Source organism: Pelagicoccus sp. SDUM812003 (assembly GCF_031127815.1).
Classification (GTDB): domain Bacteria; phylum Verrucomicrobiota; class Verrucomicrobiia; order Opitutales; family Opitutaceae; genus Pelagicoccus.
The window spans coordinates 20,776-45,000 of record NZ_JARXHY010000014.1; the positions used below are offsets into that span (position 1 = coordinate 20,776).

At 58.0% G+C, this 24,225-nt stretch carries 21 protein-coding genes (1 of these 21 only partly in view); 13 read left to right on the plus strand and 8 right to left on the minus strand.

Features of this window, described 5'->3' with window-relative positions:
- Positions 1–19 precede the first annotated feature (19 nt).
- Positions 20–3,700 carry a bifunctional proline dehydrogenase/L-glutamate gamma-semialdehyde dehydrogenase gene (locus QEH54_RS17175; protein WP_309019940.1) on the minus strand — a complete coding sequence of 1,227 codons (3,681 nt, stop codon included), beginning with the start codon at positions 3,698–3,700 and terminating at the stop codon, positions 20–22.
- Between the two features lie 288 nt (positions 3,701–3,988).
- On the opposite strand from QEH54_RS17175, the gene ald reads away from it, so the two are divergent.
- The 3 genes from ald to QEH54_RS17190 all read left to right on the plus strand — a co-directional run bounded on the left by ald (position 3,989) and on the right by QEH54_RS17190 (position 6,933).
- Complete coding sequence (gene ald, locus QEH54_RS17180) at positions 3,989–5,122, plus strand: alanine dehydrogenase (RefSeq protein ID WP_309019941.1); 1,134 nt, start codon at positions 3,989–3,991, stop codon at positions 5,120–5,122.
- 67 nt (positions 5,123–5,189) lie between these two features.
- A complete protein-coding gene (locus QEH54_RS17185) occupies positions 5,190–6,272 on the plus strand; it encodes an endonuclease/exonuclease/phosphatase family protein (RefSeq protein WP_309019942.1) in 1,083 nt (360 codons plus the stop codon).
- A 91-nt stretch (positions 6,273–6,363) separates the two neighbouring features.
- On the plus strand, positions 6,364–6,933 hold the full coding sequence (locus tag QEH54_RS17190; RefSeq protein ID WP_309019943.1) for a rhomboid family intramembrane serine protease: 570 nt from the start codon (positions 6,364–6,366) through the stop codon (positions 6,931–6,933).
- A 61-nt stretch (positions 6,934–6,994) separates the two neighbouring features.
- Here QEH54_RS17190 and QEH54_RS17195 read toward each other — a convergent pair whose 3' ends face one another.
- The 5 genes from QEH54_RS17195 to QEH54_RS17215 all read right to left on the minus strand — a co-directional run bounded on the left by QEH54_RS17195 (position 6,995) and on the right by QEH54_RS17215 (position 12,791).
- Positions 6,995–7,996: an NAD(P)-dependent alcohol dehydrogenase gene (locus QEH54_RS17195; protein WP_309020062.1), complete on the minus strand. Its 1,002-nt coding sequence runs from the start codon at positions 7,994–7,996 to the stop codon at positions 6,995–6,997.
- Positions 7,997–8,270: 274 nt separating this feature from the next.
- A complete protein-coding gene (locus tag QEH54_RS17200) occupies positions 8,271–9,143 on the minus strand; it encodes an SPFH domain-containing protein (RefSeq protein WP_309019944.1) in 873 nt (290 codons plus the stop codon).
- A 16-nt stretch (positions 9,144–9,159) separates the two neighbouring features.
- Positions 9,160–10,137 carry an SPFH domain-containing protein gene (locus QEH54_RS17205; protein ID WP_309019945.1) on the minus strand — a complete coding sequence of 326 codons (978 nt, stop codon included), beginning with the start codon at positions 10,135–10,137 and terminating at the stop codon, positions 9,160–9,162.
- Positions 10,138–10,358: 221 nt separating this feature from the next.
- On the minus strand, positions 10,359–11,753 hold the full coding sequence (locus QEH54_RS17210) for a hypothetical protein (RefSeq protein ID WP_309019946.1): 1,395 nt from the start codon (positions 11,751–11,753) through the stop codon (positions 10,359–10,361).
- Positions 11,754–11,900: 147 nt separating this feature from the next.
- Positions 11,901–12,791, minus strand: a complete 891-nt coding sequence (locus QEH54_RS17215; protein WP_345785676.1) for a glycoside hydrolase family 43 protein — start codon at positions 12,789–12,791, stop codon at positions 11,901–11,903.
- Positions 12,792–13,045: 254 nt separating this feature from the next.
- On the opposite strand from QEH54_RS17215, the gene QEH54_RS17220 reads away from it, so the two are divergent.
- From QEH54_RS17220 to QEH54_RS17250, 7 genes are read left to right on the plus strand one after another with little or no spacing between them, the layout of a single operon-like run.
- Entirely contained in the window at positions 13,046–14,845 is a 1,800-nt protein-coding gene (locus tag QEH54_RS17220; protein WP_309019948.1) for a hypothetical protein, read from the plus strand.
- A 54-nt stretch (positions 14,846–14,899) separates the two neighbouring features.
- Positions 14,900–15,688, plus strand: coding sequence for a DUF3450 family protein (locus QEH54_RS17225; protein ID WP_309019949.1), 789 nt, complete (start codon positions 14,900–14,902; stop codon positions 15,686–15,688).
- On the plus strand, positions 15,685–17,109 hold the full coding sequence (locus QEH54_RS17230; protein ID WP_309019950.1) for a MotA/TolQ/ExbB proton channel family protein: 1,425 nt from the start codon (positions 15,685–15,687) through the stop codon (positions 17,107–17,109). Before QEH54_RS17225 ends, QEH54_RS17230 begins: the two co-directional genes overlap by 4 nt.
- Positions 17,106–17,624 (plus strand): MotA/TolQ/ExbB proton channel family protein, encoded by a 519-nt coding sequence (locus QEH54_RS17235; RefSeq protein ID WP_309019951.1) that lies wholly within the window; start codon positions 17,106–17,108, stop codon positions 17,622–17,624. Before QEH54_RS17230 ends, QEH54_RS17235 begins: the two co-directional genes overlap by 4 nt.
- On the plus strand, positions 17,624–18,031 hold the full coding sequence (locus tag QEH54_RS17240) for a biopolymer transporter ExbD (RefSeq protein WP_309019952.1): 408 nt from the start codon (positions 17,624–17,626) through the stop codon (positions 18,029–18,031). The genes QEH54_RS17235 and QEH54_RS17240 overlap by 1 nt, the downstream gene beginning before the upstream one ends.
- Positions 18,032–18,037: 6 nt before the next feature.
- Positions 18,038–18,736: an energy transducer TonB gene (locus QEH54_RS17245; protein ID WP_309019953.1), complete on the plus strand. Its 699-nt coding sequence runs from the start codon at positions 18,038–18,040 to the stop codon at positions 18,734–18,736.
- Positions 18,737–18,738: 2 nt separating this feature from the next.
- The gene (locus QEH54_RS17250) at positions 18,739–20,145 is read left to right on the plus strand and encodes a tetratricopeptide repeat protein (RefSeq protein ID WP_309019954.1); all 1,407 of its coding nucleotides are present in this window, start codon (positions 18,739–18,741) and stop codon (positions 20,143–20,145) included.
- Positions 20,146–20,178: 33 nt separating this feature from the next.
- Here the strand turns inward: QEH54_RS17250 and QEH54_RS17255 are convergent, their stop codons facing one another.
- Complete coding sequence (locus QEH54_RS17255) at positions 20,179–21,141, minus strand: alpha/beta hydrolase-fold protein (protein WP_309019955.1); 963 nt, start codon at positions 21,139–21,141, stop codon at positions 20,179–20,181.
- Positions 21,142–21,309: 168 nt separating this feature from the next.
- On the opposite strand from QEH54_RS17255, the gene QEH54_RS17260 reads away from it, so the two are divergent.
- From QEH54_RS17260 to QEH54_RS17270, 3 genes are all read left to right on the plus strand, one after another.
- Positions 21,310–22,362, plus strand: coding sequence for an SMP-30/gluconolactonase/LRE family protein (locus QEH54_RS17260; protein WP_309019956.1), 1,053 nt, complete (start codon positions 21,310–21,312; stop codon positions 22,360–22,362).
- Between the two features lie 72 nt (positions 22,363–22,434).
- Positions 22,435–23,208 carry a DUF1080 domain-containing protein gene (locus tag QEH54_RS17265; protein ID WP_309019957.1) on the plus strand — a complete coding sequence of 258 codons (774 nt, stop codon included), beginning with the start codon at positions 22,435–22,437 and terminating at the stop codon, positions 23,206–23,208.
- Positions 23,209–23,340: 132 nt separating this feature from the next.
- The gene (locus QEH54_RS17270; protein ID WP_309019958.1) at positions 23,341–23,877 is read left to right on the plus strand and encodes a glutathione peroxidase; all 537 of its coding nucleotides are present in this window, start codon (positions 23,341–23,343) and stop codon (positions 23,875–23,877) included.
- Positions 23,878–23,944: 67 nt separating this feature from the next.
- Here the strand turns inward: QEH54_RS17270 and QEH54_RS17275 are convergent, their stop codons facing one another.
- Positions 23,945–24,225 carry the final stretch of a hypothetical protein gene (locus QEH54_RS17275; RefSeq protein WP_309019959.1) on the minus strand. 883 nt of this gene lie beyond the right edge of the window, so only the last 281 of its 1,164 coding nucleotides appear in the window; the start codon falls outside the window, past its right edge — the gene reads right to left on this strand; the stop codon is at positions 23,945–23,947.

Sequence of the window (24,225 nt, forward strand, 5' to 3'; positions counted from 1 at the left end):
CGACAAGGCGGAAGCGCTCCTAGGAAACGTCTTCCGGATCGGCCGGCACGATGAAATCCTCGTCGTCATCGTATCCTCGATACACCTCGTCAGGCAAGGCTCCTGGGGCCAGCACGTCCTCCGCGTGGGGATTGAGCTGATGCTGGCCGAGGTTTCCGTAGCGGTGGTAGCAATGCGTGACGCACTGCTCCCTGAAATAGAGCAGGAGCTCCAGGCGACCGTCCATTTGCGGCGGGCTTGCCGCCAGATAAACGCCCCATTTCGCAGCGGTCTTCCAGAGCTCCTCGCTCACCGCCTCCGGCGAAGCGAAACGGATCCTCTCCACCGATCGCACCCGCTCGACCAGCGCGGACTGCGGCTCCTCCTCCAACTCGAGACCGAGCTCCGGGGCCCGCAATCGAAACCAGGTTTTCACCGGGCCATCCAGCTCGGGCGAGATGCTGAGCAACACCTTGTTGCTGGAAAGCAGAGCGTTGAACAAGCGAGAGAAGATGCTGAAAACGGTATCCGCCGGCTCGATACGCAGCAGGATGTCATGCAACTTCAGGTAGCGACTTTGATTGGTCTCCCCGCGAATGCGAAAGTAGTCCTCGATGCGGCTGAAGACGCGGTCATGCTCGAAAAGAGAGCTTTCGAATGCCGCCCGCAAGTCCTTCGTTGTTTCCTCTCCAATACTCTTGGGGAAGGACTCCATCAAAAACCCGAACTGATCGAGCATCGGATGGTTCGGCAATCGATCGACCGGACGCCCGATTTCCTCGGCGTTTGCGAACTCCAGCGGGTAGTTCCATCCGCCGACCTTGATGCCTGGGCCGATGGCGGATTTGGCCATGCCGCCAAATGGCTGGCGCATCACGATCGCTCCCGTGGTGCCGCGATTGATGTATAGGTTTCCGGCCCTTATCTCCTCCCGCCAGCGAGCGATCTCACGCTCGTCCAGCGAATGCAGTCCGGAGGTGAGCCCATAGTTCGTCTCGTTGACCAGTCGAATCGCCTCCTCGATGGTATCGTAGGGCATCACGCCGATCACCGGACCGAACAGCTCGTGGCGATAGCAATAGGATTCCTGCGTGACGCCCCACAGCACGCCCGGCGAAAGCAGGTGCGGATCGCTCTCCGATATCTCGGGCTTGAGCAGCCATTGCTCCCCCTTTTTCAAATTGACCAGAGCCTCCGCCAACGCCCCTCCAACCGGGTTGGCCAAAGGGCCGAGCTTGCTCTTGAAATCCCAGGCGTAACCGATGGGCAAGCTCTTGGCGGCGTCCACCAAGGACTCACGGAAGGATTTGTCGTTGTAGAGCGAGCGGTGCAGGATCACAAGCGAGGTAGCGGAACACTTCTGTCCCGCGTTTCCGAAGGCCGACTGCACGATGTCCGCGATGGCTTTATCCCGGTCCGCCGCCGCCGAAACCACCATGGCATTCTTACCACCGGTCTCCGCGTAGAGCGAGAGACGGGGACTCCGACGCAGCATGCCGAGCGCTGTGCGGGTGCTGCCTGTGAAGATCACGAAACCCGTCTTCGGATGGGCGGTGAGGTACGAAGCCTCCGGATCGTTTCGACAGGGAAGAAATTGTAGCGCTTTTTTGGGCACGCCCGCTCGCCAGAGCGCTTTGCAAATGAGCCAGGAGCAATAGGTGGCCTGTGGCGACGGTTTGATGAGCGTATTGTTTCCTGCGGCCAGCGAAGCCAGCACTCCTCCGGCAGGGATCGCGATCGGAAAATTCCACGGCGGGATCACCACGCCCACTCCCTTGCCTTCGAAGCGCAGATGCTCGCGCTTGGCGAAGCGTCCCATGGCGAACGGATAGAACTCCGCGAAATCGATAGCTTCGGAAACCTCCACATCGGTTTCCACAAAGAGCTTCCCGACTTCGGCCGCCGCCACTCCAATCAGATCCCCCCGGGCTTTTCGCAACTCCGTCGCTGCCTTTCGCAAGATCGCATGGCGCTGCTCATGATCCATGCCCGCCCAGCCGCTTTCGTCCTTCGAAGCGGTTTCCATCGCCTGATCGATATGCTCCTTTTCCGCCAAGGCGTAGCGAGCGATCGGAATCTTGGCTTCGTACTGGGACTGATCGATAAGCTCCACCGTATCCAATCCGTCATACAAATCGTCGCCCCCCACGGAGATAGGAATGCGACGCAGATCCTGATCCTTCGACCCTTTCCATTTCTCCACGATGCTACGGGCCCATTTCACATTGGCGCCGAGCGTCCAATCCGTATCAGGCTCGGGAACGAAACTCGAAGGATCGTCCTCCTGGTCCGGAGAGTCGTATCGCTCCTGCGATCGATTCTGCAGACGAAACGAACCATCCGGCAAGCTGGAGATCCGGTCGAACGACGCCCGAAACTGAGTCGATAGATAATTCCAATCCTCTCCTTCCGGCTTCAGGTCGAAACTGTGCGTGAGGAAATTCTGGGCGCTGGTGTTCTCGTCCAAGCGGCGCACGTAGTAGGCGATGGCGTGAGTGAAGTTGCGGCGCGTGGCCACCGGCGCGTACAACAGGACCGGGACCTTCTCCTTCTTCATCACCGCGACCGTCGCATCAGCCATGCCTTCGAGCATCTCGAACACCACGAAGTCCTCCACCGAGCGCTCCTGGGAAAGCAAACGAGCATGAGCGAGTTCGAAGAGGTTATGCGAAGCGATGCCCAGCTTCACGCAAGCGGCCCGTTCCCGAGTCATGGCGTAGTCAAGCATGCGCTTGTAGTTGGCGTCGGAGTCGATCTTCTCGTGAAACGGAGCCTGCGGCCAGTGGCGCATGGACGCTTCGGTCTGCTCCATGTCCATGTTCGCGCCCTTGACCACGCGAAGCTTGATGGGGGCCCCTCCCTCCGCCACGCGCGACTGGGCCCACTCGGTCAACCCACGCTGCCAGGAGAAGCTGTCAGGCAAATAGGCCTGCAAGACGATGCCCGCCTCGAAATCCCTGAACGCGTCCTTCTCCAAAACGCGCTTGAACGCCTCCACGGTGAGTGCCAGATCTCGATACTCCTCCATGTCCAGGTTCACGAACTTGTATCGCTTCGAGCCATCCTCCGTCCGGTAGAGGTTGTCCTTGGCCGCCTGGAAGATCCGCGTCAGCTTCTCCACCAGAAGCTCCACCGTCTGCTCGAAGGCAAGCGAATTGATCTGGCTGTAGATGGTCGAGATCTTGATGGAAATGTAGTTCACATCCGACATAGCAAGCGTGTCCAGGTAGATCTGGATACGCTTCTCAGCCTCTTGCTCGCCCAGCAGGGCCTCCCCGATGATATTGAGGTTCACGCCGGTCTTTTCCGAGCGACGGCGGCGAATGTGCTTCACCAGCTCGTCCTTCTCCCCTTCCAGGATGACGCCTGCCGTCTCGCTGCGTATGCGATTGACGATCGCTGGCACCGATACCTTAGGCACATGGCGGCCCGCCTTCTGAAACAGCTCGATGAGCAGCGACTCGAAACTATCGAAGAGATCGACGTTCTTGTATTTCTTTAGCAAATACACCAGTTGATCGGCGATGCGCTTCGATTCGATCGGCCGAAAGCTCTGATCGATCAGCTCGGTCAAGAAGACTTTGTTGACGGGGTTTCGGACCATTTTGGCCACCTTTTCGTCAAACTCCTTCTGACGTTTCGACTTGAGCTGATTGCTCTTCACGAGCCAGCTCTCCGCCAGCTCGACGCTCCGATCCACAATAGATTTCGTTTCTGTCATTATCCGTATCGCAGCCCTCCCCACGTTTTCCCTTCGATCGCAGGCGGCAGACTGGCTCTTTCCCTAGCAGACGACATTCCACCACAACTGATTGTGACGAATTAGTCCGCGACTCCAACCAATCGAACTTTTCAAACGGATCAAGGAAAGCCGCTTCTTTTCTTTCGGATCCGCCGATTCGTATGTACGAATCCCCTACAAGCGAGCCCCGCGAGACTCGAGAAAGCGCCATATGATCAAAATCGCTCCGCTGCTTGAGAGCGGCTTCGAACTTGCTATGCTTTTCCCATGATTATCGGAGTGGTGCGGGAGAAGAAGTCCGAGGAGAATCGCGTGGGCCTTATTCCATCAGGGGTCGAGGCCTTGCGCCCGTTCGGACACGAGATTCTAGTGGAGACGCAAGCTGGAGCGGGCAGCGACTTTTCCGATTCCGCCTACGAGGAAGCGGGAGCTGAGATTCTTGAGAGCAACCGCGAGGTCTTCCAGCGGAGCGATCTGGTGGTGAAGGTAAAGGAGCCTCTGCCGGAGGAGTACGACTTGATCCGCAAGGGGCAGATCCTTTTCACCTATTTCCACTTCGCGGCCTCCCAGGAACTGACCGAAGCCATGGCGCGTTCCGGCTGCATCGCCCTAGCCTATGAAACCATCCAAGAGCCAAACGGCTATCTTCCGCTCCTGATGCCGATGAGCGAAGTGGCAGGGCGCATGGCGATCCAGCAGGCCGCCAAGTACCTCGAGCGGGAACATGGCGGACGCGGGGTGCTCTTCGGCGGCGTGCCGGGCGTGGCTCCGGCAAACGTGGTAATCATCGGAGCGGGAGTCGTGGGAAGCAACGCGGCGCGGATGGCTGCCGGGCTGGGAGCCCGCGTGCAGGTGCTGGATATCGACCTGCAAAAGTTGCGGCATCTCTCCGACACCATGCCCCCGAACGTCATCTCCCTGATGTCGAATCCAGCGAACATTCGCTCAGCCCTGGCGGAGGCGGATGTCGTAGTATCCAGCGTTTTGATACCAGGCAGCAAGTCGCCCAAACTGGTCAAGCGCGAACACCTCGCCCTGATGCGCAAAGGAGCGGTGATCGTCGACGTAGCGATCGATCAGGGCGGCTCCACCGAGACTTCGCGGCCGACTAGCCACAAGGACCCGATCTTCGTGGTCGACGGCATCATCCACTACTGCGTGACCAACATGCCTGGAGCGATGCCCGTCACCTCCACCCTGGCGCTGACCAACGCCACTCTCCCCGTGCTGCTGGAAATCGCGAACAAGGGATGGCGACGAAGCGCTCGAGAGCGTCCAGCCATCGCCAAAGGGCTGAACATGGTGGAAGGGAAAATAACCTACCAGCCCGTCGCGGACGCCTTCGACCTGCCGTTCCATCGTTTGGATACGATTCTCGATTCGACTGAGGAATCGCCCTGACGGGCCACCGCTTTCGCCCGCGCCCCCCGCCTTTTCTTCCCATCGCCCTCAGCCCCTCTCTCCGTCCATGCCTGACTACCAACGTATCGATACCCGCACCGTCGAGGGAGCGCGCACCGCCCAGCGGCTGATCGTCCTTCGTGACGCCTTGTCGGAAATCCCGCCGAAAACATTGGACGACAACCTTCTGCTGGCCACCTGGAACATTCGCGATTTCGACAAGCCGACCTTCGGCGAACGCAGCGAGGAGGCGATCGCCTACATCGCGGAGATCATTTCCCGCTTTGACCTGGTTGCGGTTCAGGAAGTCTATCGCGACCTCAAGGCTCTCGACCGTGTTCTGACGGCGTTGGGACCGTTCTGGAAGGTCATCGTCAGCGATACCACCGAAGGCGACTCGGGCAACGACGAGCGCATGGCGTTTCTCTACGACTCCCGCAAGGTTCGCTTCGGAGGCCTGGCGGGCGAGCTCGTCCTCCCCCCTGTGAAAACGGATGGCGGCTCGATGGCTCCGGCTCACCAGGTCTGGCGTAGTCCCTATATCTGCGGCTTCGAAGCCGGCTGGTCGCGCTTCATGATCTGCTCGGTGCACATTCTCTGGGGCAAGAAACGGGCCTTCGGCGGCAAGGAACCGGAAGATCGCATCGAAGAAATCCGCAAAGTGGCGCGTTTCCTCAAGCAACGCACCGAAGACCCCTTCGCATGGGCCCGAAACCTGATCCTGCTCGGCGACTTCAATATCTTTTCGTCCAACGAAAACGGGGCCTTCGGCGAGCTCACCCAAACCGGCGAGTTCACCATCCCGGAAAACCACCGGGCCTTCGTCACCAACGCCGCCCGCACCAAGAGCTACGACCAGATCGCCTACCGCATCCAGGAGGACCGTCTAGGCTGGACCGGCCGAGCGGGCGTGTTCGACTATTTCAAATACGTCTACACCGAGGACGATGTCGACCTCTACAAGGATGCCATGGGCGACTCCTACCACACGAACAGTCGGGGCCAGCCGCGCAGCGATCGCAGCAAACGGAACTACTACAAGACCTACTGGCGCACGCATCAGATGTCCGATCACCTGCCGCTCTGGGTGGAGCTGGACATCGACTTCTCCAAGCGCTTCCTTCGCCGCAAGCTCGATGGCCAGGCCTGAAGCCTCGAGGCCCGAGTCGAGAGAGCCGCTTCAACCTCTTCGAAGCTTTTTCATTGCCCCGGTCGCTGGCGGCCAATCAATCTCGCCCGCGATGCGCAATTCCTGGATACAGCGATTCATTCCTTTGCTTTGGCTGGTGGCTCTGATGTGGGTTGTCTTCCTCGTCGACTCCGCAGCATCTCTCCAGCTCTCCCGTTTCGGCATCCTGCCCCGAAACAGCGAGGGGCTGCTTGGCATCGTCACCTGGAGCTTTCTCCACGGAAACCTCTCTCACATCGCGAACAATTCCGTGTCCTTGCTCATCTTCGGAGGCATCGTCGCCGCCCGCAGCCGCGACACCTTCATCAAACTGACCGCCTACGTCATCCCAATCTCGGGAGTCTGCGTATGGGTCTTCGGACGGCCCGCGGTCCACATCGGCGCCAGCGGGCTGGTGTTCGGATATTTTGGATACCTCGTGACACGCGGCTTCTACGATCGACAGTTTCTTTCCGTTACCATCTCCATCGTGGTCATCCTGGTCTGGGGCAGCCTGGTCTGGGGCGTGCTGCCCAGCGATGGCCCCGTCTCATGGGAAGGACACCTCGCCGGTTTGCTAGCGGGAGCCGCTTTCGCTCGCGTATCCAAAAAGCCAAGAGGCAAACGTCGCCGAGCCTACTGAAGAGGACTGGCGAAGCGAGCGATCTACCGTCGCTAGCCCCGCTCACGTCTTACTTGATCGACTAGCGAGCCGATGGGGCTTCGTCACGACGATCAGGCTGGAGTATGATGGCGCCGTCGCGCTGCTCCATTTCCACTATGTGGTGAGCTTGAGCGGCTTCACTGAAGGGAAAAACGCGATCGACCAGGGAGCGAATACGTCCCTCTTCGATCCACTCGGTGAGGGTATCTAGCTCGTGTTGGGCTTCGGCCGCGAAGCGGACGTAGGCACGTTTTTGGGAAAACAGCGAAGTGAAAAGCGCGCGGAAGAAGTCAAGGAACCGAACGTTGCCCTTTAGGTAGCATCCGTCTGGGACGAGCGCTGAAAGCGTCTTGGAGTACGGACTGCGAACGACCATATCGAAGATCACGTGGTAGGCGTGGGGCTCGTTCCGAAAGTCGAGGCGAGTGTAGTCGATGAAGCGGTCGGCTCCCGCTCGGCGAATGACAGTTTCCTTCTGGGGCTTGTCGACCACAGTGACATGAGCGCCCATGGATTTGGCGATTTGGATGGCGAACAATCCGATGCTGCCGCCACCGCCGTTGATGAGAACGGATTGCTCCGGTCTGATCTTCGCCAGCCGGAGAAAATGCAACGCATTGAGCCCCCCGAGCGGGACCGCCGCAGCTTCGGCGTGGCTTACATTGGGCGGCTTCTTGGCGAGTGTACGTTTTTGCGGCAGACAGAGGTACTCTCCGTAAGCGCCGAGCGAGAATTGGCTCGATCCATAGATCTGATCACCAGGAGCGAAACGGGGATTGGCATGGTTTGTAGACACGACCTCGCCTGAGAAGTAGGATCCGAGAACGGGGTTGCGTGGACGGAAAACGCCTAAGCCGAGACGAAGCGGGAGCCAGAACCAGAAAACGGGAAAACGAAAGCTTCGCATTTCGCAGTCGGCTTTCGTGACCTCCGCGGCATGGACGCGGACCAGGATTTCCCCTTCCTTCGGAGTGGGATCGGGAAGATCCCGATAGGCTAGGACTTCCGGCGGTCCGTAGCGCTGGTAGGCAACCGCTTTCACTGCGAACAAAGTGCAGGGCTCGAGAGTCCGAGTCAAACAATGATGCCAGCTCCACTCACGAGGGCATTGCAATCGCAGATGCGGCACCAACGAGCGAGGACATGCGAGCGCCAGGCAGGCCGCCTACCCGACCCAGTTTCGAGCGCGGCCACTCGAAGATGGAATATCCCTAGCCTGTACCATAAAATCAAATACGCGATAAGACGAAACGATCGACCGGTCCGATGGTGGACCGGTCGAATCCCAAACCTTTCGATATCCAGGCAAGGCGGACTTATACTTGCTTCACGAACTCGATGCCGCCGCCAAGGGCCACGATCTCCACCTCGGGCTTGGCTTCGATGAGCTTCTCCGTTTCCAATACGGTGATCACCGCATCGCGAATCTCCGGATCCTTCCCGCCGATTTCGTTAAGCATATTGCCCACCACCTCAGGACGCATGGCCATGGCTCGCGCCATTTCCTCCGAGACGCGCCGATTGGCCTGGCTTCGAATCAGTCCCACGCGATTCTCCCCATCCTGCTTCATGGCGCTAGTCACCTGCACCAGGCGTTTCACCACTTTGCCAGTGATGTCGTGCACCATCTGGGCATCGGTGAATGCCACCTTGCGAATGTAGACCGAACCGAGCTGATAGCCCCATTTTTCCGAAAGCGGGGAGACATGAGAACGGACTGAGCGGCTCAAGCTGTGACGATCCTCCAGCATGGTTTCCATTTCAAGATTGCTCAGTACCGAAACCGTGGCGTTCGCCACGTTCGCCTCCAGCGACTGGTCCGGATTCGCGTTCACGAAGAGGAACTTCTCTGGATCGATCACCTTCATTTCATACCAGATGCCAACCCCCATAGGCGTGCCTTCCTCCGAATTGACCATCTGGTTGCGCAAATAGCTCTGACGCATGGAAGAGCTCACGAAGTGCCGCTTGCCAAAGAACGGCACCAGCAGAGCTCGCATTCCCAGCAGCCGCACGGGCGAGTGGAGGCCAGCTTCGTCGATGCACCCGATGACCTTGCCAAACAAGGTGAAGACCACGCTGGTGCGTTCCTGAACCGCAATGAAAAGCCCGAAAAACGAGAGCAAGGATAGAAAAACAGGCACAAACAGGATGCCTGCAAAAAACGCGATAGCAGCAAAGATTTCCATTTTCGTAGCCTCCGTATTAGTTGCTTCGATACATCTTCTTAGCCTGCCCCAAGAGCGGGACACGCATGTTCCTGAGGTAGACTTCCAATCCGGAAGAACCGCCTTCCTGCTTGATCTTGCTCAGCGTCTCGCTGAGCTGCTTGAGCGGGGCGACCTCCGCTTCCGCATTGTTGGTGGCGATCTCCACCGCTCGCTTGGAAAGCGTGATTTGCTGATCTGCGTCAGCCTGAGCGGTCGAGATGTCCGCCGCGACTTGGTTCCGGGTGCTGTTGATCGCCGCCAATGCCCGGTCCACTTCTTCAGGCGGATCGATTTCCGTGATGAGCGCCGCGTCGAGCTCGATCCCGTAGCGTGCCGCCGTCGTCTGGCATTGCTCCTCCATATACTTGTTGATCAAAGGGAGGTTCTTTCTCAAATCGTTGATCGAGACGCCCTCCTGAGCCTCCTCCGGCACGCTGTTCCCCAGCTCCTCTCCGCCGACCTCCATCTTCAGCAAGCTGGGACTCTTGGGATCCACGAAGTTGGAAATGCGTTCCCGCAAAATGGATACGAAATAGCCCATCACATGCTCGAGGGGACTCTCCACGCCGAACAAGTACGCGTATAAGTGATTTTCTGATACACGATACCGGATCTGTCCTCGAACGCCTGTCGTGAGGTTGTCCTTGGTCACCGCCTCGATCGTAGGCTGATCCTTGGAAGGGTCCCAGGTGATGTCCATGGACTGCGTCGAAATGTTCACCTTGTAAACCTTCTGCCAAGGCCAGCGAAAATAGGGGCCGCCAGGCTTGATCACCTCGACTTCGGGGAAATTGTATCGAACGGCTTCTTCTTCGCTCAAGCCGTTCGCTTGAGGATCGCCTTTCAATCGGCGAGCTCTGCCAAAGGAGGTGATGACCGCCCGTTCGTTTGGTTTAACCGTGTAGAATCCTGAAAGGATGCAGCGAATCAGGCCGTAGAGGAGCAGGCCGACGACAAAGAGCAATGGGGTCATTTTATCTAGGGTTGGGTAGAGTGAGGATTGCTGAGGAAAACGGACTCCAGCCTCGCCGCCCCCCCCGTTTCGATTTATCGGAGCGGTTCGGGGACTCAAGGGTTGGATCCAAGGAGCGCCGGCTGGCGATGCCAGCCGAACGTGGCTACCCAAAGGCGCCGACTGCGGATCGTCAATCGCCCAATTGCCATGCGACCGGTCAAACCGGCGCCGGACACCACTCAGTCACCGATGCCTGGCCGCGTTCGAGTGAAGGCGATCAAAGGCATCGCCACTGCCAGACCGAAAGCGATCCAACCGTTCAAGACCGCTGAATACGCCAGAGTCGAAGCGACATGAAGTCCGCTGCTCGATTCACGAATCGCCTCGAGTTCCCCCAATCTACGGTTGCAGTATACAATCCAGCCAAGCGCTGCCAAGCAGCCCGCCACCGAATAGATCCGAAGCCGGACCGCCGAAACATCCAAGCTCAAGAGAAAGTCCACCTTTGCCACCTCTTCGGATCGCTTCGCCGACGTATCCAAAATGTTAAGATAGCTCGACCGCTTCACGAGCAACCAACCGACTCCCGCCCCCAGCGAGCAGGCAATCCAGAACGGCATGAGCAAAACGACATCCCCGATGCCCAGCGGCAGCCAGCTCATGGGGCCGAGCAATTGCGTCATGGTTCCTTCGAAAGCGGCAAACGTCGCCTCGAGATCCGCCTGCCTTTTCTCCAGCTCCGCGCTCGTCTCTTTCAGGGTTTGCAACTCGGAGCTCAGGGTTGCCACGATCGACTCGTAGCCCAACGCCTCTCGAAGCGTCTCCATCACCTCCTGCAAGCTGCGCAGCTCCAGGGAACGGGCGCCGAGCTTACCCTCCATCGACCACCACCATCTCTCGTCGCTCGGAGGTGTCAGACTGATCGACTTCAGGCTTTCCTCCGCTCGCTCCGACGCGTCTTCAGCCTTGTTCCATGCTTGTTGCAGCTCCGGCTCCAAGGCGCCGAGATTGCTCGGCCGCCAACCGTTCGCCTTTTCAATCCGAGACAACGCGTCATCTATCGCCTGCTGCAAATCGACATTGTACTCAGAAACCCTTACTTCAATGACCTGCCGCTCCACCACCTCCTGCAGGAGCTCCCGAATCTCCCGCCAACTCGTCGCTTCACCGAGCTCCACCTGGACCGAATAGGGTATGTGCAAAGAGGCGGCTGGGACGTCGCTGGAGAGCGGCATCTGCATCGCCATGCTCGACGGATCGCTCTCCTCCATTCCCAACTCGGCAAGGGGCTTTCTCAGCTCGTCTCGTATGTAGCCATTCACCTGATACGTCAATTGATCCAGATCGCTGGCGATGCCGTCCATCATCGTTTCGAGCAGCCTTTCGACATCCGCTTCCAGTTGCTTCTGAAGCTCCACGTAGGCCGCCTCGCGCTTCTCGAGGTTGCGAAGCAAGGCATCGACCTGCTCCTTCTCGTTCTGAGAATCGCTCAGACCACGAGTGGTCTCGATGTAGGGGTCGAAGATAAGAAACTGGAAAGCGAGCAAGGTCGCGATCGAAAGAAAGACCAAGCGGGCTTGCTTCAAATAGCGAGCGCGTCGCTCCGTCACGATCGACAAGAGGGAGTCCGGCATGGGAATAGGGCGTTGATGTTGGCAGGCAGGTAGAGGACTGGAACCTACCTTGCCACAAACCCCGTGAGACTCAACACTGCGATGGGGACAAAAAAAGAGCGAACCTAAGCGGCTCGCTCCTACGAAACAGAAACGCCCTCGTTTCCCCTATTCCACCGGATCGACGCCTTCCGTGGTCATCACCACGCGCTTGAGCGTGCCATCCTCGTTGTAGTGGAGATAGTCGATACAGACCGAGCGACGGAAGCTGCCGCCGTGCACGTCGGCGCCGCCGTTGTGGTAGAAGAAGTAGTCCTTACCCTTGTACTCGATGATCGCCTGGTGGTTGGTGTTACTATTGCCCGCCAACTCGTTGAGGATGCCTTTGTACTCCCAAGGGCCCTCGATGCTGCGGCTCATGGCGTAGGCGATCTTCTCCGGAAACTCAGCCGCGTAGCTCAGATAGTACCAGTCGCCCTTCTTGTGGATCCAAGGAGCCTCGGTGAACTTAGGCAGATCGAGGATGTGGATCTCGCCCTCGATCTCGGTCATGTTGTCCTTGAGCTTCACCCATTTGCAGCTCTGGTTTCCCCAGAACAGGTAGGCCTGACCGTCTTCTTCGATCCAGACCGTCGGGTCGATGTCGTCCCACGAGATGGGACGATCGGTCGTCATGTCGTTGGTGATCAGAGCTTCGCCTTTCGCGTCGACGAACGGCCCGGTGGGACTATCCGACACCGCGACCCCGATGGCCTTGCCCGGGATGGTGGCGTGCTCGACCGTGCTGTAGAAATAGAACTTTCCGTCGCGCTCGATCACCTGCGAAGCCCACGCGTCGCCCTTCGCCCACTTGAAGTCCTTCGCGTTGAGGGCCACGCCTTCCTCCTTCCAGTTCACCATATCGGTGGAGGAAAACACCAGCCACTCGTTGAGCACGTAAAACTCCACGCCGCCCGGTTCGTCTTCGTCGTGCCCAACATACAAATACACCGTGTCGTCGTGCACGATCGCTGCAGGATCCGCCGTGTACTTGTGGGTGATGATTGGATTCTTGGCCATCAATTGGCCCGTCCCGAAAACAGTCGCTGCAAGCGCCGAAAGAGTGAGAGTAAGGGTTTTCATAGGGCAAAACCTAGGACCAGGTTCGCCGTTTCTCAATCCGTGGCTGACTTTACCGTACCGCATCGTGAGCCGAGGGCTTGCGTAGTTTACTGTCTGAGTTATTCTTCGTAGAAGAGCTCGTCTCCGAATGACAGCCTTCGAGGGCCCACCCCTTGACTTTGCCTGTACCCCAGCAAACCCAACGTCGCCCTATGCAAATCTCTACGACAAGAGCTTTCATCGCACGAACCCTAGCCTTCGTTTACCTGCCTCTGCTCGTGGCCGCGCCTCAGCTCTGCCTTGGCGCGAAACAAAGCAGCGTCGGCGCCGATGAAGCCCTACGAAGCACCATCTCCAAACTCCGTTCGGATCTCTCGCTGCTCGAAAGCGACAACATATCGAGCCGAATCCAGCTGCTGCAAACCATGCTGGAGCTCTCTTCCGACCCCCTTCCCAAGGAGAGCAAGGAGCTTGCTTCCCTGCTCGAAAGGAAGCGATCGTTCGAGACAGAGCTCGAAATCGCCAATTCGCGCCAAAGCAGCCCGATCGAGGATCTCGACCGTCTCGCCCCCTTCGCTAAAAACCTTGCTGCGGATCAGAAGCTCTTGCGGGAGCTCCGCAATTCCCCGTTTAGCGAAGAGCTCACGTTCTTCGCCAACCGCGCCGCTGCCACCGCCGACTTCACCCGCCTGGAAACGCTCGACCGAGCGCTTTCACGATCCGGACTCGCTCCCGCTCTCCAAGAGGACGTCGAACGAGCGCTTGCAAGCGGATTGGCAGATCATTTCAGAACCGCTTTGGCATCCTCGGAGCTTCCCGATGACGATCGTCATTCGCTATCGGTCATCACCAGCAGGTTGCTCGATAAAGAGACAGCGAAACTCGCCATAGCGCTGCAAATCGATGCGGGCGACGCCGAGCTCGCTTCGCTCGTGATGGATGCCCTCGCTCGGCAGAAAGGCCACCGTTTCGAGCTTAACGAGGCCTCCGCCAGTAGCGGCCACTCGGATGCTTCCACCCTGAAGCTGAAGCTCGAGCTCGAGGAAGTCGTCGAAAAGTCCCAGGTCACGGAAACCCTGCTCGACTCTCAGATTCCAGGAAAGGTGACGGTGAAGGAGAATCCGGAATTCGCCAAAGCCGTCTACCTGTACGAGAGCGCCAACAGGATGTACAAGGAGGAGCTTGAGCAATTCTACCGCTACGAGCACGGCCAGTTCCTCGAAGACCTGGAAGACATCAGGACCGCCGCGAAGGAAGAGATCGCCGCCCGCGACGAGCCCGCTTTCAATCCCGGCGCCACCGAAGATGATGACGACCTATCCATGGAACCTCCGCCTGACGCGAACGAAATCGTCTCAACCGAGATGCTGGTGCGCGAGCGAGCCCGCCTGGTAAACCTCAAGCAACCCGAGCGTCCCGAGCCACCCCACGAACGCCTCCTGAAGAACGTGCAGGACACTCCCAGCACCCTCCAGGAAAGGGAAGACGACACCCCCTATCAGTATACGCATCGACGCATCGAAACCGTTTTCGCCACCAAAGCGATCATCCAACTCTCGCCAATCGATTCCGACATCCAAATCGAAACCGCTCCAGAACTCGAACACAGCAACCGATGGTTCCAGAACCTCGACGTTCACCCGCTTGACGCGAGCCCGGCCCGAAGCACCTACTCGCAGGAACGCAAGGACTCGGCCCGCAAGCTCTTTATGCTCGAGTTCAGCGCCGACTGCAGGAAGGAGCTCGACAAAGCCTTCGACGAGCTGGCAGAGGAGCTCGCCGCAAAGCCCGATCTCCACCACGTGCAGCTCGCCGCAGCGATCAAACTCTCGAACCAGCCACCGAACAAATCGCAGCTTAGCTACGGCGAGCTGCTGGAATTGACGAGAGCGCTTTCGTCCAAGACAGGACAGCTCGAAGAACTACGAATCGATATCCTCAAACTGGCGCTCTCCAAAACGGACTGGGTCAAAACGCCGAACATCGAAAAGTGGTCAGGAAGCGATTCATAGTCGACCCAGCACCGACCGATCGGTCCTGACCGTCCCTTTATTCTCCCCCAAAACATGCCGCGCCCCAAAACGATCCTTCTCCTCGGTTTCACGTTCGCGTCCTGGGCTGCTTCAGCCATGATTGGCAGCACCGAGGACTCGCCCCTGCAGCAACTCAAGCGCTACCCGTCGGAGAGCATCGAAGTCCGCATCAGAGAGGTGGAAGCCCGACAACGCTGGCGCACGGAAAAGGAAGTGCTCCAGCACAGCATTTCAGTGATGCGGGAAACGCTCGACGAGCTGCAACGCCAAATCGAGCAAAGTCGGGAACGAGCTCAAGCCGCTTCGGCGTCAGAAGAAAAAACCAAGAGCGCCCTCGACGACAAGGAGTCCGGCAATCGCTTGCTCGCCTCTCGGATCGACCTACTGGAAGCAAGGACCCGTGAACTGGCTCGATTCGCCCCTCCCCCACTACGCAAACAAATCGAGCCACAACTGCTTCGGCTCGGAGGGACAGGAGAAGACGATTCATTGGCAATTCGTATCCAGTCTATCACCACGATCCTCACCCGTTTCGACCAATTCAACAAACAGATCACCGACACCCGCACCATACGAAAAACCGATGCGGGCGAGGCACGCGAAACGCGAATCCTCTACTGGGGACTCGCCCAGGGATACGCGATCAGCTCGAACGGGAGCGAAGCCTGGCTGCTGACGCCTGCTCTCGACGATTGGAAATGGTTGGAACTCACCACAGAGCGAGATTCCGTCGCTCGACTCTTCGAAACCTACGACAAGGACCTGATGCCACAGTTCGTATCCGCTCCGGCCCGACAAAGCAAGGAGGAGCCGGCCCGATGAAACCCCATGCGCTAGCCGCCTCTCTGCTCACGTTGGCCACCTGTTCGCTTTTTCAGCCTATTTGGTCGCAATCCGAACCCGCACCGCAAGACCCGGAGCTGCAGCAGATTGCGAGCAAGCTGAAACAGGAGCGAGAAGATGCCATCGAATCCTACAACCGAACCCTAGATGAGATCGAAACCGAGAAGCTCGAAATCATCCAAGAAACCAACCGCCTGGAGCGAAACCTCATCGACAGCAAGAAACAGCACCGTGAAGTCCGCTCTGAAACTCAATCCGCATTGGAATCGGAAAGAAGAGCCAAAGAACAACTCGATCAACTGAATTCGCAATCCGGATACATCGTTGGAGTGCTACGCGAGTTCTCCAGCAACTTCCTGCCCCGCATCGATATATCCGAACAGCAAAGATTCCTCCCTCTCCTCACCAAGACCAACGAGACCGCCCGCGACGAAGGCGCCAGCTACCAGCAGAAGATCGACACCCAGCTTCAGACGCTCGAAGCCTCGCTCGACCGCCTCTTCGCCACCGTCGGCGGCAACTCCTTTCCCGCAACCGCCCTCGATCAAAACGGCACCCTTATGGAAGGGACTGCATTGGTGTTCGGCCCATCCTCCTACTTTCTCGATACCTCTTCCTCCGCCGGCCACACCCTGACCTACAACGCGGGCACCATCGAGCCCCGGGCGGTATCCCTGTCCCCCGAGCAAAGCGAGTCCATCGCAAGCTTCATTCGCTCTGGAGCAGGCGACCTGCCCCTAGACCCGACGGGCAGCGCCCTTTCGTTGGAAAACGCCCGAGGAGGAGTTCTCAAACACATCCAGAAAGGCGGCTGGGTCGGCTACGTCATCATCACCCTCGGCCTCGTTTCCGCGATCCTGAGCGCGGTCAAGCTGATCATGCTTCAGCGCGAACGACCGACCGCGCCGCAAGCGATCGACTCCATCGCCCGCGATTCGAAATCGGGAGCCATCCAAACCGCACAGGACAAACTAACTGGATGCACCCGAAGCGTCAGAAAACTCCTGAGCGCCGGCATAGAGAACGCTCGCGAATCCTCAAACATGCTAGAAGAGTGCCTCCTGTCGGTGATTCTTGAATACAAGCTCAGGCTGGAACGCTACACCCCGGCCCTGGCCTTGACTGCAGCGACCGCTCCATTGCTGGGATTGCTCGGAACAGTGGTGGGCATGATCAAGACCTTCACCTTGATAACCGTCTTCGGCACTGGTGACGCGAAATCGCTCTCCAGCGGCATCTCCGAAGCGCTCATCACCACGGAGCTCGGACTCATCGTAGCCGTGCCCGCATTGATCATGCACGGGCTTATTCTTAGAATGATCAAAGCCCGCACCTCCGCGATGGAGAGCATCGCGTTCGAGTTCGTCAAATCCAGTTCCTCCCAACGCGATCCAGAGTGAACCTGCAACCACTAGCTGAAGCGGTCGAACAAAGCTTTCGCAGCGGAGGCATTCCTATGGCGGGCCTCGCAACGCTTTCCATCATTCTGTACAGCAGCCTCTTCGCATCCCATCGCTTCGTCGCCCGAATCAACCGAGCAGCTAAGAGCATTCACCAAACACAGGCCGTGGCCGCCAACGCCTTTCCCGAACTACGGATCCAGTTTCGCGAAGCGGTCAGATCCCGCCTGAAGTTCGCCAGAGTCCTGATCGTATCCGCCCCGCTTCTCGGACTGCTCGGCACCGTGATCGGAATGCTCAAGACGTTTCAAGTCCTCTCGGAAACAAAATCGCTCGATACCACGCAAGCAGTCGCCGACGGCATCTCGATGGCCCTCGTCACCACTCAAGCGGGGCTCATGGTCGCTTTGCCGGCCTTGTTCATCACTGAATCCATTCGCCAAAAGTCCAAGCGCTGCGAACAGAGCCTCTTCGCGCGTCCGCACGCCAACATCCCGCCCAGCCCTACCGCCTAATGATCAAGGAAAAGCTACGCGATGAAAGCAACGAACAGGTTGAGATCAACCTGTCGCCCATGATCGACTGCATCTTCATCCTGCTGATCTTCTTCATCCTGACGACCGTCTTCGTCGAAGAAACGGGCATAGAAGTGAACAAGCCGAATGCCGCGAACTCCGTCATGCTGGAAAAAAACAGCGTATTGATCGCGATCAACGCCCAGGACAAAGTGTACTATGGAGGACACGAAATCGGCATCTCCGGCGTCCGTCCGGTGGTCGAGCAGGCGTTGAGCAACACCGAGTCCTCCATCATCATTCAAGCGGATAGACTCTCCACTCACCAGACCTTCAGCGAGGTCTACGGCGAGGCAAAAGCTGCCGGAGCAGAACGTATCCAGTTTTCAACTAACAAAAGCGATTAGCACCCCATGTCGACCGACAGGCTAGAGCAACTTCTCTCCTCAAAGCGACCTTCCCTTATCGGCAACCTCGTGGGCATCGGCGCGACCTTTCTCCTTTTCGTGGCCTTAGGTGCCAGTCGCTTGGATATTGAACTGCCCGAATTGGCAGAAGAGCAATCCCTCGAGGAATTCACCCTGCCGCCGCCCCCACCGCCGAAGCCTCCCCCGCCCCGAGCGAAGACGAAACCGGTGGAAATCGATTTCTCAGTCCCCATCGACCCGACCCCCTTCGAAATGAGCCTCGACTTCCTTCAGGTCAGCGTGGGGGTGGAAAACAAAGCAATCACGGAAGTGACCTTCGATCACGAACGCGCCTTCGAAGATTTCAGAAACAAAGGACTCGAAGAACTGCGCGTCTACGAACGAAGCGAGGTCGACACTCCCCCAAAACCGATCAAGCGCTTCGAGCCGAAGCTACCGTCTCACCTCAAAAACGCCGAATACAGAGCCTTCGTTCAATACCGTATCACTCAAGACGGCTCAGCCACAAACGTCATCGTGCTCGATTGCGACCTGCCCGAAGCAATACCCGCGATACGAGTCGCCATACGAAAATGGAAGTTCAAACCGGCAATGAAAGACGGACAACCCGTGGAATGCTGGGGTCGCCATCCCATTTCGATCAAAAAGCAGGACCGTCCCGACAACCCGTTCGCACGCGACTAAATATGAGAACCCTTGTATTCAGCATATCATTACTTCTATCCGCAAATACCTTCGGTCAGCTGGAGCAAGGCGGTTCTCCAGAACGCCTCTTCGACCTCGGCTATCGCCTCCAGAGCGACGAATCGTTCCGCAAGCGCATGCTTGGCAGCTATGGCGTCCTCTCCCAACGCGAACCACCCATCACCGAGACAGAACAAGTGATCCTCGAAAAAGCGGTCGAAATGTTCGAGGTGAACACGGCCTACGCTCAAACCATGCTCGAGGCGATGCTCAAGCAGGAAGCGAATGTAAGCGCCACCTTCAACTACCTGCTCGGGAACCTCTACTTCGAAAACGAGGAATACATACTCGCCGAAAACGAGTATCGGCGGGCGATCGAAAAGTTCCCAGACTTCCAGAGAGCTTGGCGCAATCTGGGCGCGCTTCGTATGCGTAGCGAGGATACGGACGGGGCATTGGATGCCTACGCCCGCGCCGTGCAGCTGGGCGACAACTCCTCCGGCACCTACGGACGATTGGCATACTGCCACTTCCTCAAAGGAAACGTGCGCTCAGCCGACGCCGCCTACACCCTGGCCATCCTGCAAGATCCGGAAAACCGACAGTGGCTCGAGGGAAAGGTGGAACTCTACATGCAGGCAGGCCGCTTCGAAGACGCCACCGAAATGCTCGACGAGCTGATCTCCATCGCCCCGGAAAGCAGCATCTATTGGCTCGCCCAGTCCAACGCCTACCTCGCGCTCAACAAGCATCGCCTCGCCGCTCGCAACATCGAAGTCGTACGCAGCATGGGAAAAGCGCATCGCGCTGAGCTGCAGCAACTCGCCAGCCTCTACGCCTACCTTGGCGTCGGCAGCAAATCGTATTCATATTTCAGTGACATTCTATCATCCGGAGAAAAGCCCGCTATAGCCGACCTGATTGAGGCTGCCATGTCGCTTCAGGAAAAAGGAGACCTGCAAAGCTCGCTGAAGATACTGGGCCTGGTTGACCTCAACGAAAACGACATCCCCGAACAGGATGCGGAGCTTTATTTCCAGCTCAGAGCAAGCCTGGCAGAGCAAACCGAACAACCGCAGCAAGCGATCGCATATTGGGAGAAAGCCTCCCGGCGCTCGCCCACAAATGGGCAGTACCTTCTCAGGCTGGCGAAACTGCACAAGGATCTCGATCGAATAGATCAGGCGCAAGTCCTCGCGGAACGCGCCGAGCTCGACCCCGCGGCCACCTTTCAAGCTACGCTTTTTAGATCGAAGATTCTGGTGGAGGAGAGACGGTTCGGCGAAGCGCTTCCGCTTCTGCAAAAAGCTCTCAAACTGAATCCAAGCGACAGCCTGCAAAACCTGTACAACCGCATCGTGGAGGCCGAAGCCTTGGTCAGAAGCGACACCCCGAGCGAGCCTCTCTAATTCCGAGTGCCGAGAAAAGGCTCCGCTCTATCGCTACGGATCAGGAAACAGTATATCCAAAGCCTCGTCAAAGGACGGATCGGCCACGTCGTTGTGCACCACAGGATAGCTTAGGCGGACAATCTCCAAGCCCTCGTATTCACGCTCTTGGAGACGACTCTGGAACCGCCCGACAGCGATATGGTTGTTCGGGTAACGCGTCGCGCTCGACAGAATCAGCCGCGCCTTCATGGTTTGGCTCGCCTCGAACCGGGCCTGCTCCAGAGCGTAGGTCTCCGAACGATGGGTGTAGAAACTGCCGTCGAAAGAAAGATAGTTTCGAAAGAGCGGGGCCTCGACATCGTCCATCAAGAGCGACAGTCCTACGAACAGACCGCCGTAGGACGTGCCGCACAAGCTGCGGTTTTCCGTATCGATCGAGTAAATACTCTCCACCGTCGGGATCAGTTCCGTCTTTAGAAACGCGAAGTAGTCGATCGCCCCAGGCAGCAGGTAGTCGATCGCCCTGCGATCTCCCGGTCCTTGCTCGATCGTCACGAGGATCGCCCGGATTCCCTTCTCCTCGATCATCGAGGAAAAGCTGCTCGTGATCCACTGGCCGTCCGTCGCATAGATGATCGGCAAAACCTCCGTTTCATCGAGTCCAGGTGGCTCGTATACATGGATCGGATACTCGATACCCGTTATTTCAGACAGGAAATGATCGTCCAGTTCGTAGGTGATGCGAAAGAACTGCCGATCTTTTAGAGTCGGAACCACGATCTCGCAGAGACCTCCGTTACCCGAAGCGACATGGTCTGTGTTTTCCCATTGCTTCAGATCTTCGCTCTCCTGCAATCGGTAGAGACGCCCGCGCTGGGATTGGAAACGAAAGCCGAGCGCTGCAGTCTCAAACTCTCCACTTGCCGCCCAAACCGAATAACGGACCTGCAGCAACCGTGGCTCCTGCGAGTGTAGGGAAGCCGCAAACACGATCGTAGCAGCAGTGCTCAGCATGAATATCAGTCGGAAACGCATCACTCGTCGTCGGGCGGAAACGCCATCCTCGCTCCTCTATACCCGGACTCTGGTCAAAGCCCTTCAACATAGCTCCATGATGGCCTGGAAAATTGACGACACCGTTGGTTTGCGCTGCTCGGCCCATTCGCTCACCGTATGGGAACAATGCTCGAAAAACGATCTCGATCACTTTTGATGGCAGCTTGCCTGCTCGCCTGGCCCAGCCTCCTCACCTCTCAGGAGGATCAACCGCGAGCGCGCCAGCAGCCCTACCAGACGATCGGAGAAGTGATACGACTCGACCCTCGTCTAGATCAGCTGCTCGCAGAGGATGCTCGCCTGGAAATCATCACCAGCGGTTTCGACTGGTCCGAGGGTCCAGTTTGGGACGCCTCGCAGGACCGTTTGCTCTTTAGCGACATTCCCCGAAACGCGGTCTACGCATGGAATGAGACGGAAGACCTTTCTGTCTTCCTTCAACCAAGCGGCTTCACCGGCGAACAGTTCGATGGCCGCGAACCGGGCTCAAACGGGCTCGCTATCGACAGCGAAGGACACTTGCTTCTATGCCAGCACGGGGATCGGCGGGTCGCTCGACTCGCAGCGGATCAATCGAGTTTCGTCACCTTGGCTGACGCCTACCGCGGGGATCGTCTCAACAGTCCGAACGACCTGTGCAGCGACTCGCATGGCAATCTCTTTTTCACCGACCCTCCCTACGGACTCCCCTACAATACAGCTCAGGAGCTCCCGTTTCAGGGCGTCTATCGATTGACTCCTAGCGGTCAACTGACCCTGCTCACCAAGGAGCTCTACCGCCCGAACGGGATCGCGCTCTCTCCGGACGAAAAAACGCTCTATGTCGCAAGCTCCCACCACGAGCAGCCTTTCATTATGGAGTATCCACTGCTCGACGACGACAGCCTCGGCAGCGGCCGGATATTTTTCGATAGCTCACCCTTAAGACAGAACGGCATGCGCGGGAGCAACGACGGGCTCAAGACGGACGTGCACGGCAACGTCTGGGCTACGACCGCTGGCGGCCTTGCAGTGCTGAGCCCCAAGGGCGAGCTTCTCGGCCATCTCCTCACCACCCGTCTCACCGCGAACTGCGCCTTCGGCGGGGAGGACGGCAAAACGCTCTTCCTGACCGCGGACGACCTGATCCTTCGAATCGAAACGAAAGTCCGCGGCTATTCCCCCAAACGGACCGATTGACCAAAGCGCTCCCTGTCACGCTGGCCGTTTCTCCGAAAACACCGACCAAAGCTACCCCGAATCCCAAAGTAAATGAGAGTCTTCACCACCTTCCTCGCCGCTGTTCATCTGCTCGTTCTCGCCCCTTCCGAAGAGCTCGCCTGGAAGCCCTTGTTCGACGGGAAAAGCCTACATGGTTGGACCGTCAAAGTAGCCAAGCATCCGCTAGGGGAGAACTTCGCCAACACCTTCAGAGTGGAGGACGGCATCCTCAAGGTCAGCTACGACGACTACCAGAGCTTCGACATGCAGGTCGCGCACCTCTATTCCGACCTCAGCTACTCCCACTACCGCCTTCGGCTGAAATACAAGTTCGTCGAGGACTTTCGCGCAGACGCTCCTCCCTGGACCAAGCGCAACAGCGGCGTAATGCTTCACTCACAATCGCCTCTGAGCATGGAGCTAGACCAAGCCTTTCCGGTGAGCATCGAAGCCCAGTTTCTTGCCGAGGAAACGGAGGCGGGACGGCAAACCGGAAACGCGGCCACACCCGGCACCCATATTTCGATCAACGGCCAGCAGACAACCGATCACATTATCGATTCCTCCTCCGCGCTGCATCCCATCAACACCTGGATTCAAGTGGAGGTTTTGGTTAGAGGGCACGAGGAGCTCGTCTATTTCATAAACGGCGAGGAAGTCCTTCGTTTCCATTCACCAGTTCTCGATCCGGAGGACCCCGACGCGAAACGGCTGCTCGACGCCGGAGCATCGCCAGCGATCGGCTTCGGACATATAGCCCTGCAAGCCGAGGGACAAGCCATCTGGTTTCGCGATATTGAAATCATGCCCCTTGCCAAACCATAGATCGCAAGCGCCCTCGAATCGAGGCGGAAAACCACCTCTCGCGCCTCGTCAAAACACGAAGCGACGCATCCATTGCCCCATCTCCATCGTTTCCTCGACAAACCTTCCAACCGAAACGACCGACCCGTTACCATGCGCAAAGTACTCGCACCTCTCGCCACCTTGATCTTCGTTGCCGTCATGAACGCCGCTTCAAGCATTTACGAAATTCCGCTCGTCGACATCGACGGAAACGAAACCACCCTAGCCGAGCACAAGGGCAAGGTCATGCTCATCGTGAACGTCGCATCGAAATGCGGCTACACCAAGCAGTATGACGGTCTCGAGAAACTCTACGACCAATACAAGGATCAAGGAGTGGTCGTGCTCGGATTCCCTTGCAACCAATTCGGAGGACAGGAACCCGGCACCGAGGCCGAAATCGAAGAGTTCTGCCGACTCACCTTCGGCGTCAGCTTCCCGATGTACTCGAAGATCGACGTCAACGGCCCCGATCGCCATCCCCTCTACCAACACCTGGCAGGCGAAAACTCTCCCTTTCCGGGCAAAATCAGCTGGAACTTCAACAAGTTCCTCGTGGGCAAGGATGGCGCCATCCTGCATCGCTACCCATCCAAGGTGGAGCCTCTTTCCGACGAACTATTGACCGATCTGAAAGCGGCGCTCTAAGACCCGCCACTTAGTCGCTGGCAGAAACGGCTGGGCCGACTCGTCCTCCGTCCCAGCCAACTCGCACCTACCAGAAATAGCTAACTCGGTAGGAAACCTCTTCAAAGGTCTCGCCTTTCTGCAAACTCACGCTGATCGCGGCCTCGCTGCCTTCGGGCAACCGCTTCTGCAGGCTAAAACCGCAACTGCCAAACTGAGACACCCCAGCGTCTTCCAGAAAGTCCGTGCCCGTCAGAAACGTCCGCAATTGAAGGTCGCTGGAGATCTGACAATCCCACGTCAGTGATGCCTGAGCGATGGTCTGCTCCACTTCGCTATCGAGATCGAAGCCTTCGTAGCGAATGGGGA

Bases quoted from the DNA above. Each gene is read 5' to 3' on its own strand.
- QEH54_RS17245 (WP_309019953.1), top strand. From the start codon at position 18,038: ATGTCGACCGACAGGCTAGAGCAACTTCTCTCCTCAAAGCGACCTTCC.
- QEH54_RS17270 (WP_309019958.1), top strand. From the start codon at position 23,341: ATGCGCAAAGTACTCGCACCTCTCGCCACCTTGATCTTCGTTGCCGTC.
- QEH54_RS17230 (WP_309019950.1), top strand. From the start codon at position 15,685: ATGAAACCCCATGCGCTAGCCGCCTCTCTGCTCACGTTGGCCACCTGT.
- QEH54_RS17265 (WP_309019957.1), top strand. From the start codon at position 22,435: ATGAGAGTCTTCACCACCTTCCTCGCCGCTGTTCATCTGCTCGTTCTC.
- QEH54_RS17190 (WP_309019943.1), top strand. From the start codon at position 6,364: ATGCGCAATTCCTGGATACAGCGATTCATTCCTTTGCTTTGGCTGGTG.
- QEH54_RS17175 (WP_309019940.1), bottom strand. From the start codon at position 3,700: ATGACAGAAACGAAATCTATTGTGGATCGGAGCGTCGAGCTGGCGGAG.
- QEH54_RS17260 (WP_309019956.1), top strand. From the start codon at position 21,310: ATGCTCGAAAAACGATCTCGATCACTTTTGATGGCAGCTTGCCTGCTC.
- ald (WP_309019941.1), top strand. From the start codon at position 3,989: ATGATTATCGGAGTGGTGCGGGAGAAGAAGTCCGAGGAGAATCGCGTG.
- QEH54_RS17220 (WP_309019948.1), top strand. From the start codon at position 13,046: ATGCAAATCTCTACGACAAGAGCTTTCATCGCACGAACCCTAGCCTTC.
- QEH54_RS17240 (WP_309019952.1), top strand. From the start codon at position 17,624: ATGATCAAGGAAAAGCTACGCGATGAAAGCAACGAACAGGTTGAGATC.
- QEH54_RS17200 (WP_309019944.1), bottom strand. From the start codon at position 9,143: ATGGAAATCTTTGCTGCTATCGCGTTTTTTGCAGGCATCCTGTTTGTG.
- QEH54_RS17185 (WP_309019942.1), top strand. From the start codon at position 5,190: ATGCCTGACTACCAACGTATCGATACCCGCACCGTCGAGGGAGCGCGC.
- QEH54_RS17215 (WP_345785676.1), bottom strand. From the start codon at position 12,791: ATGGCCAAGAATCCAATCATCACCCACAAGTACACGGCGGATCCTGCA.
- QEH54_RS17210 (WP_309019946.1), bottom strand. From the start codon at position 11,753: ATGCCGGACTCCCTCTTGTCGATCGTGACGGAGCGACGCGCTCGCTAT.
- QEH54_RS17205 (WP_309019945.1), bottom strand. From the start codon at position 10,137: ATGACCCCATTGCTCTTTGTCGTCGGCCTGCTCCTCTACGGCCTGATT.
- QEH54_RS17225 (WP_309019949.1), top strand. From the start codon at position 14,900: ATGCCGCGCCCCAAAACGATCCTTCTCCTCGGTTTCACGTTCGCGTCC.
- QEH54_RS17255 (WP_309019955.1), bottom strand. From the start codon at position 21,141: ATGCTGAGCACTGCTGCTACGATCGTGTTTGCGGCTTCCCTACACTCG.
- QEH54_RS17250 (WP_309019954.1), top strand. From the start codon at position 18,739: ATGAGAACCCTTGTATTCAGCATATCATTACTTCTATCCGCAAATACC.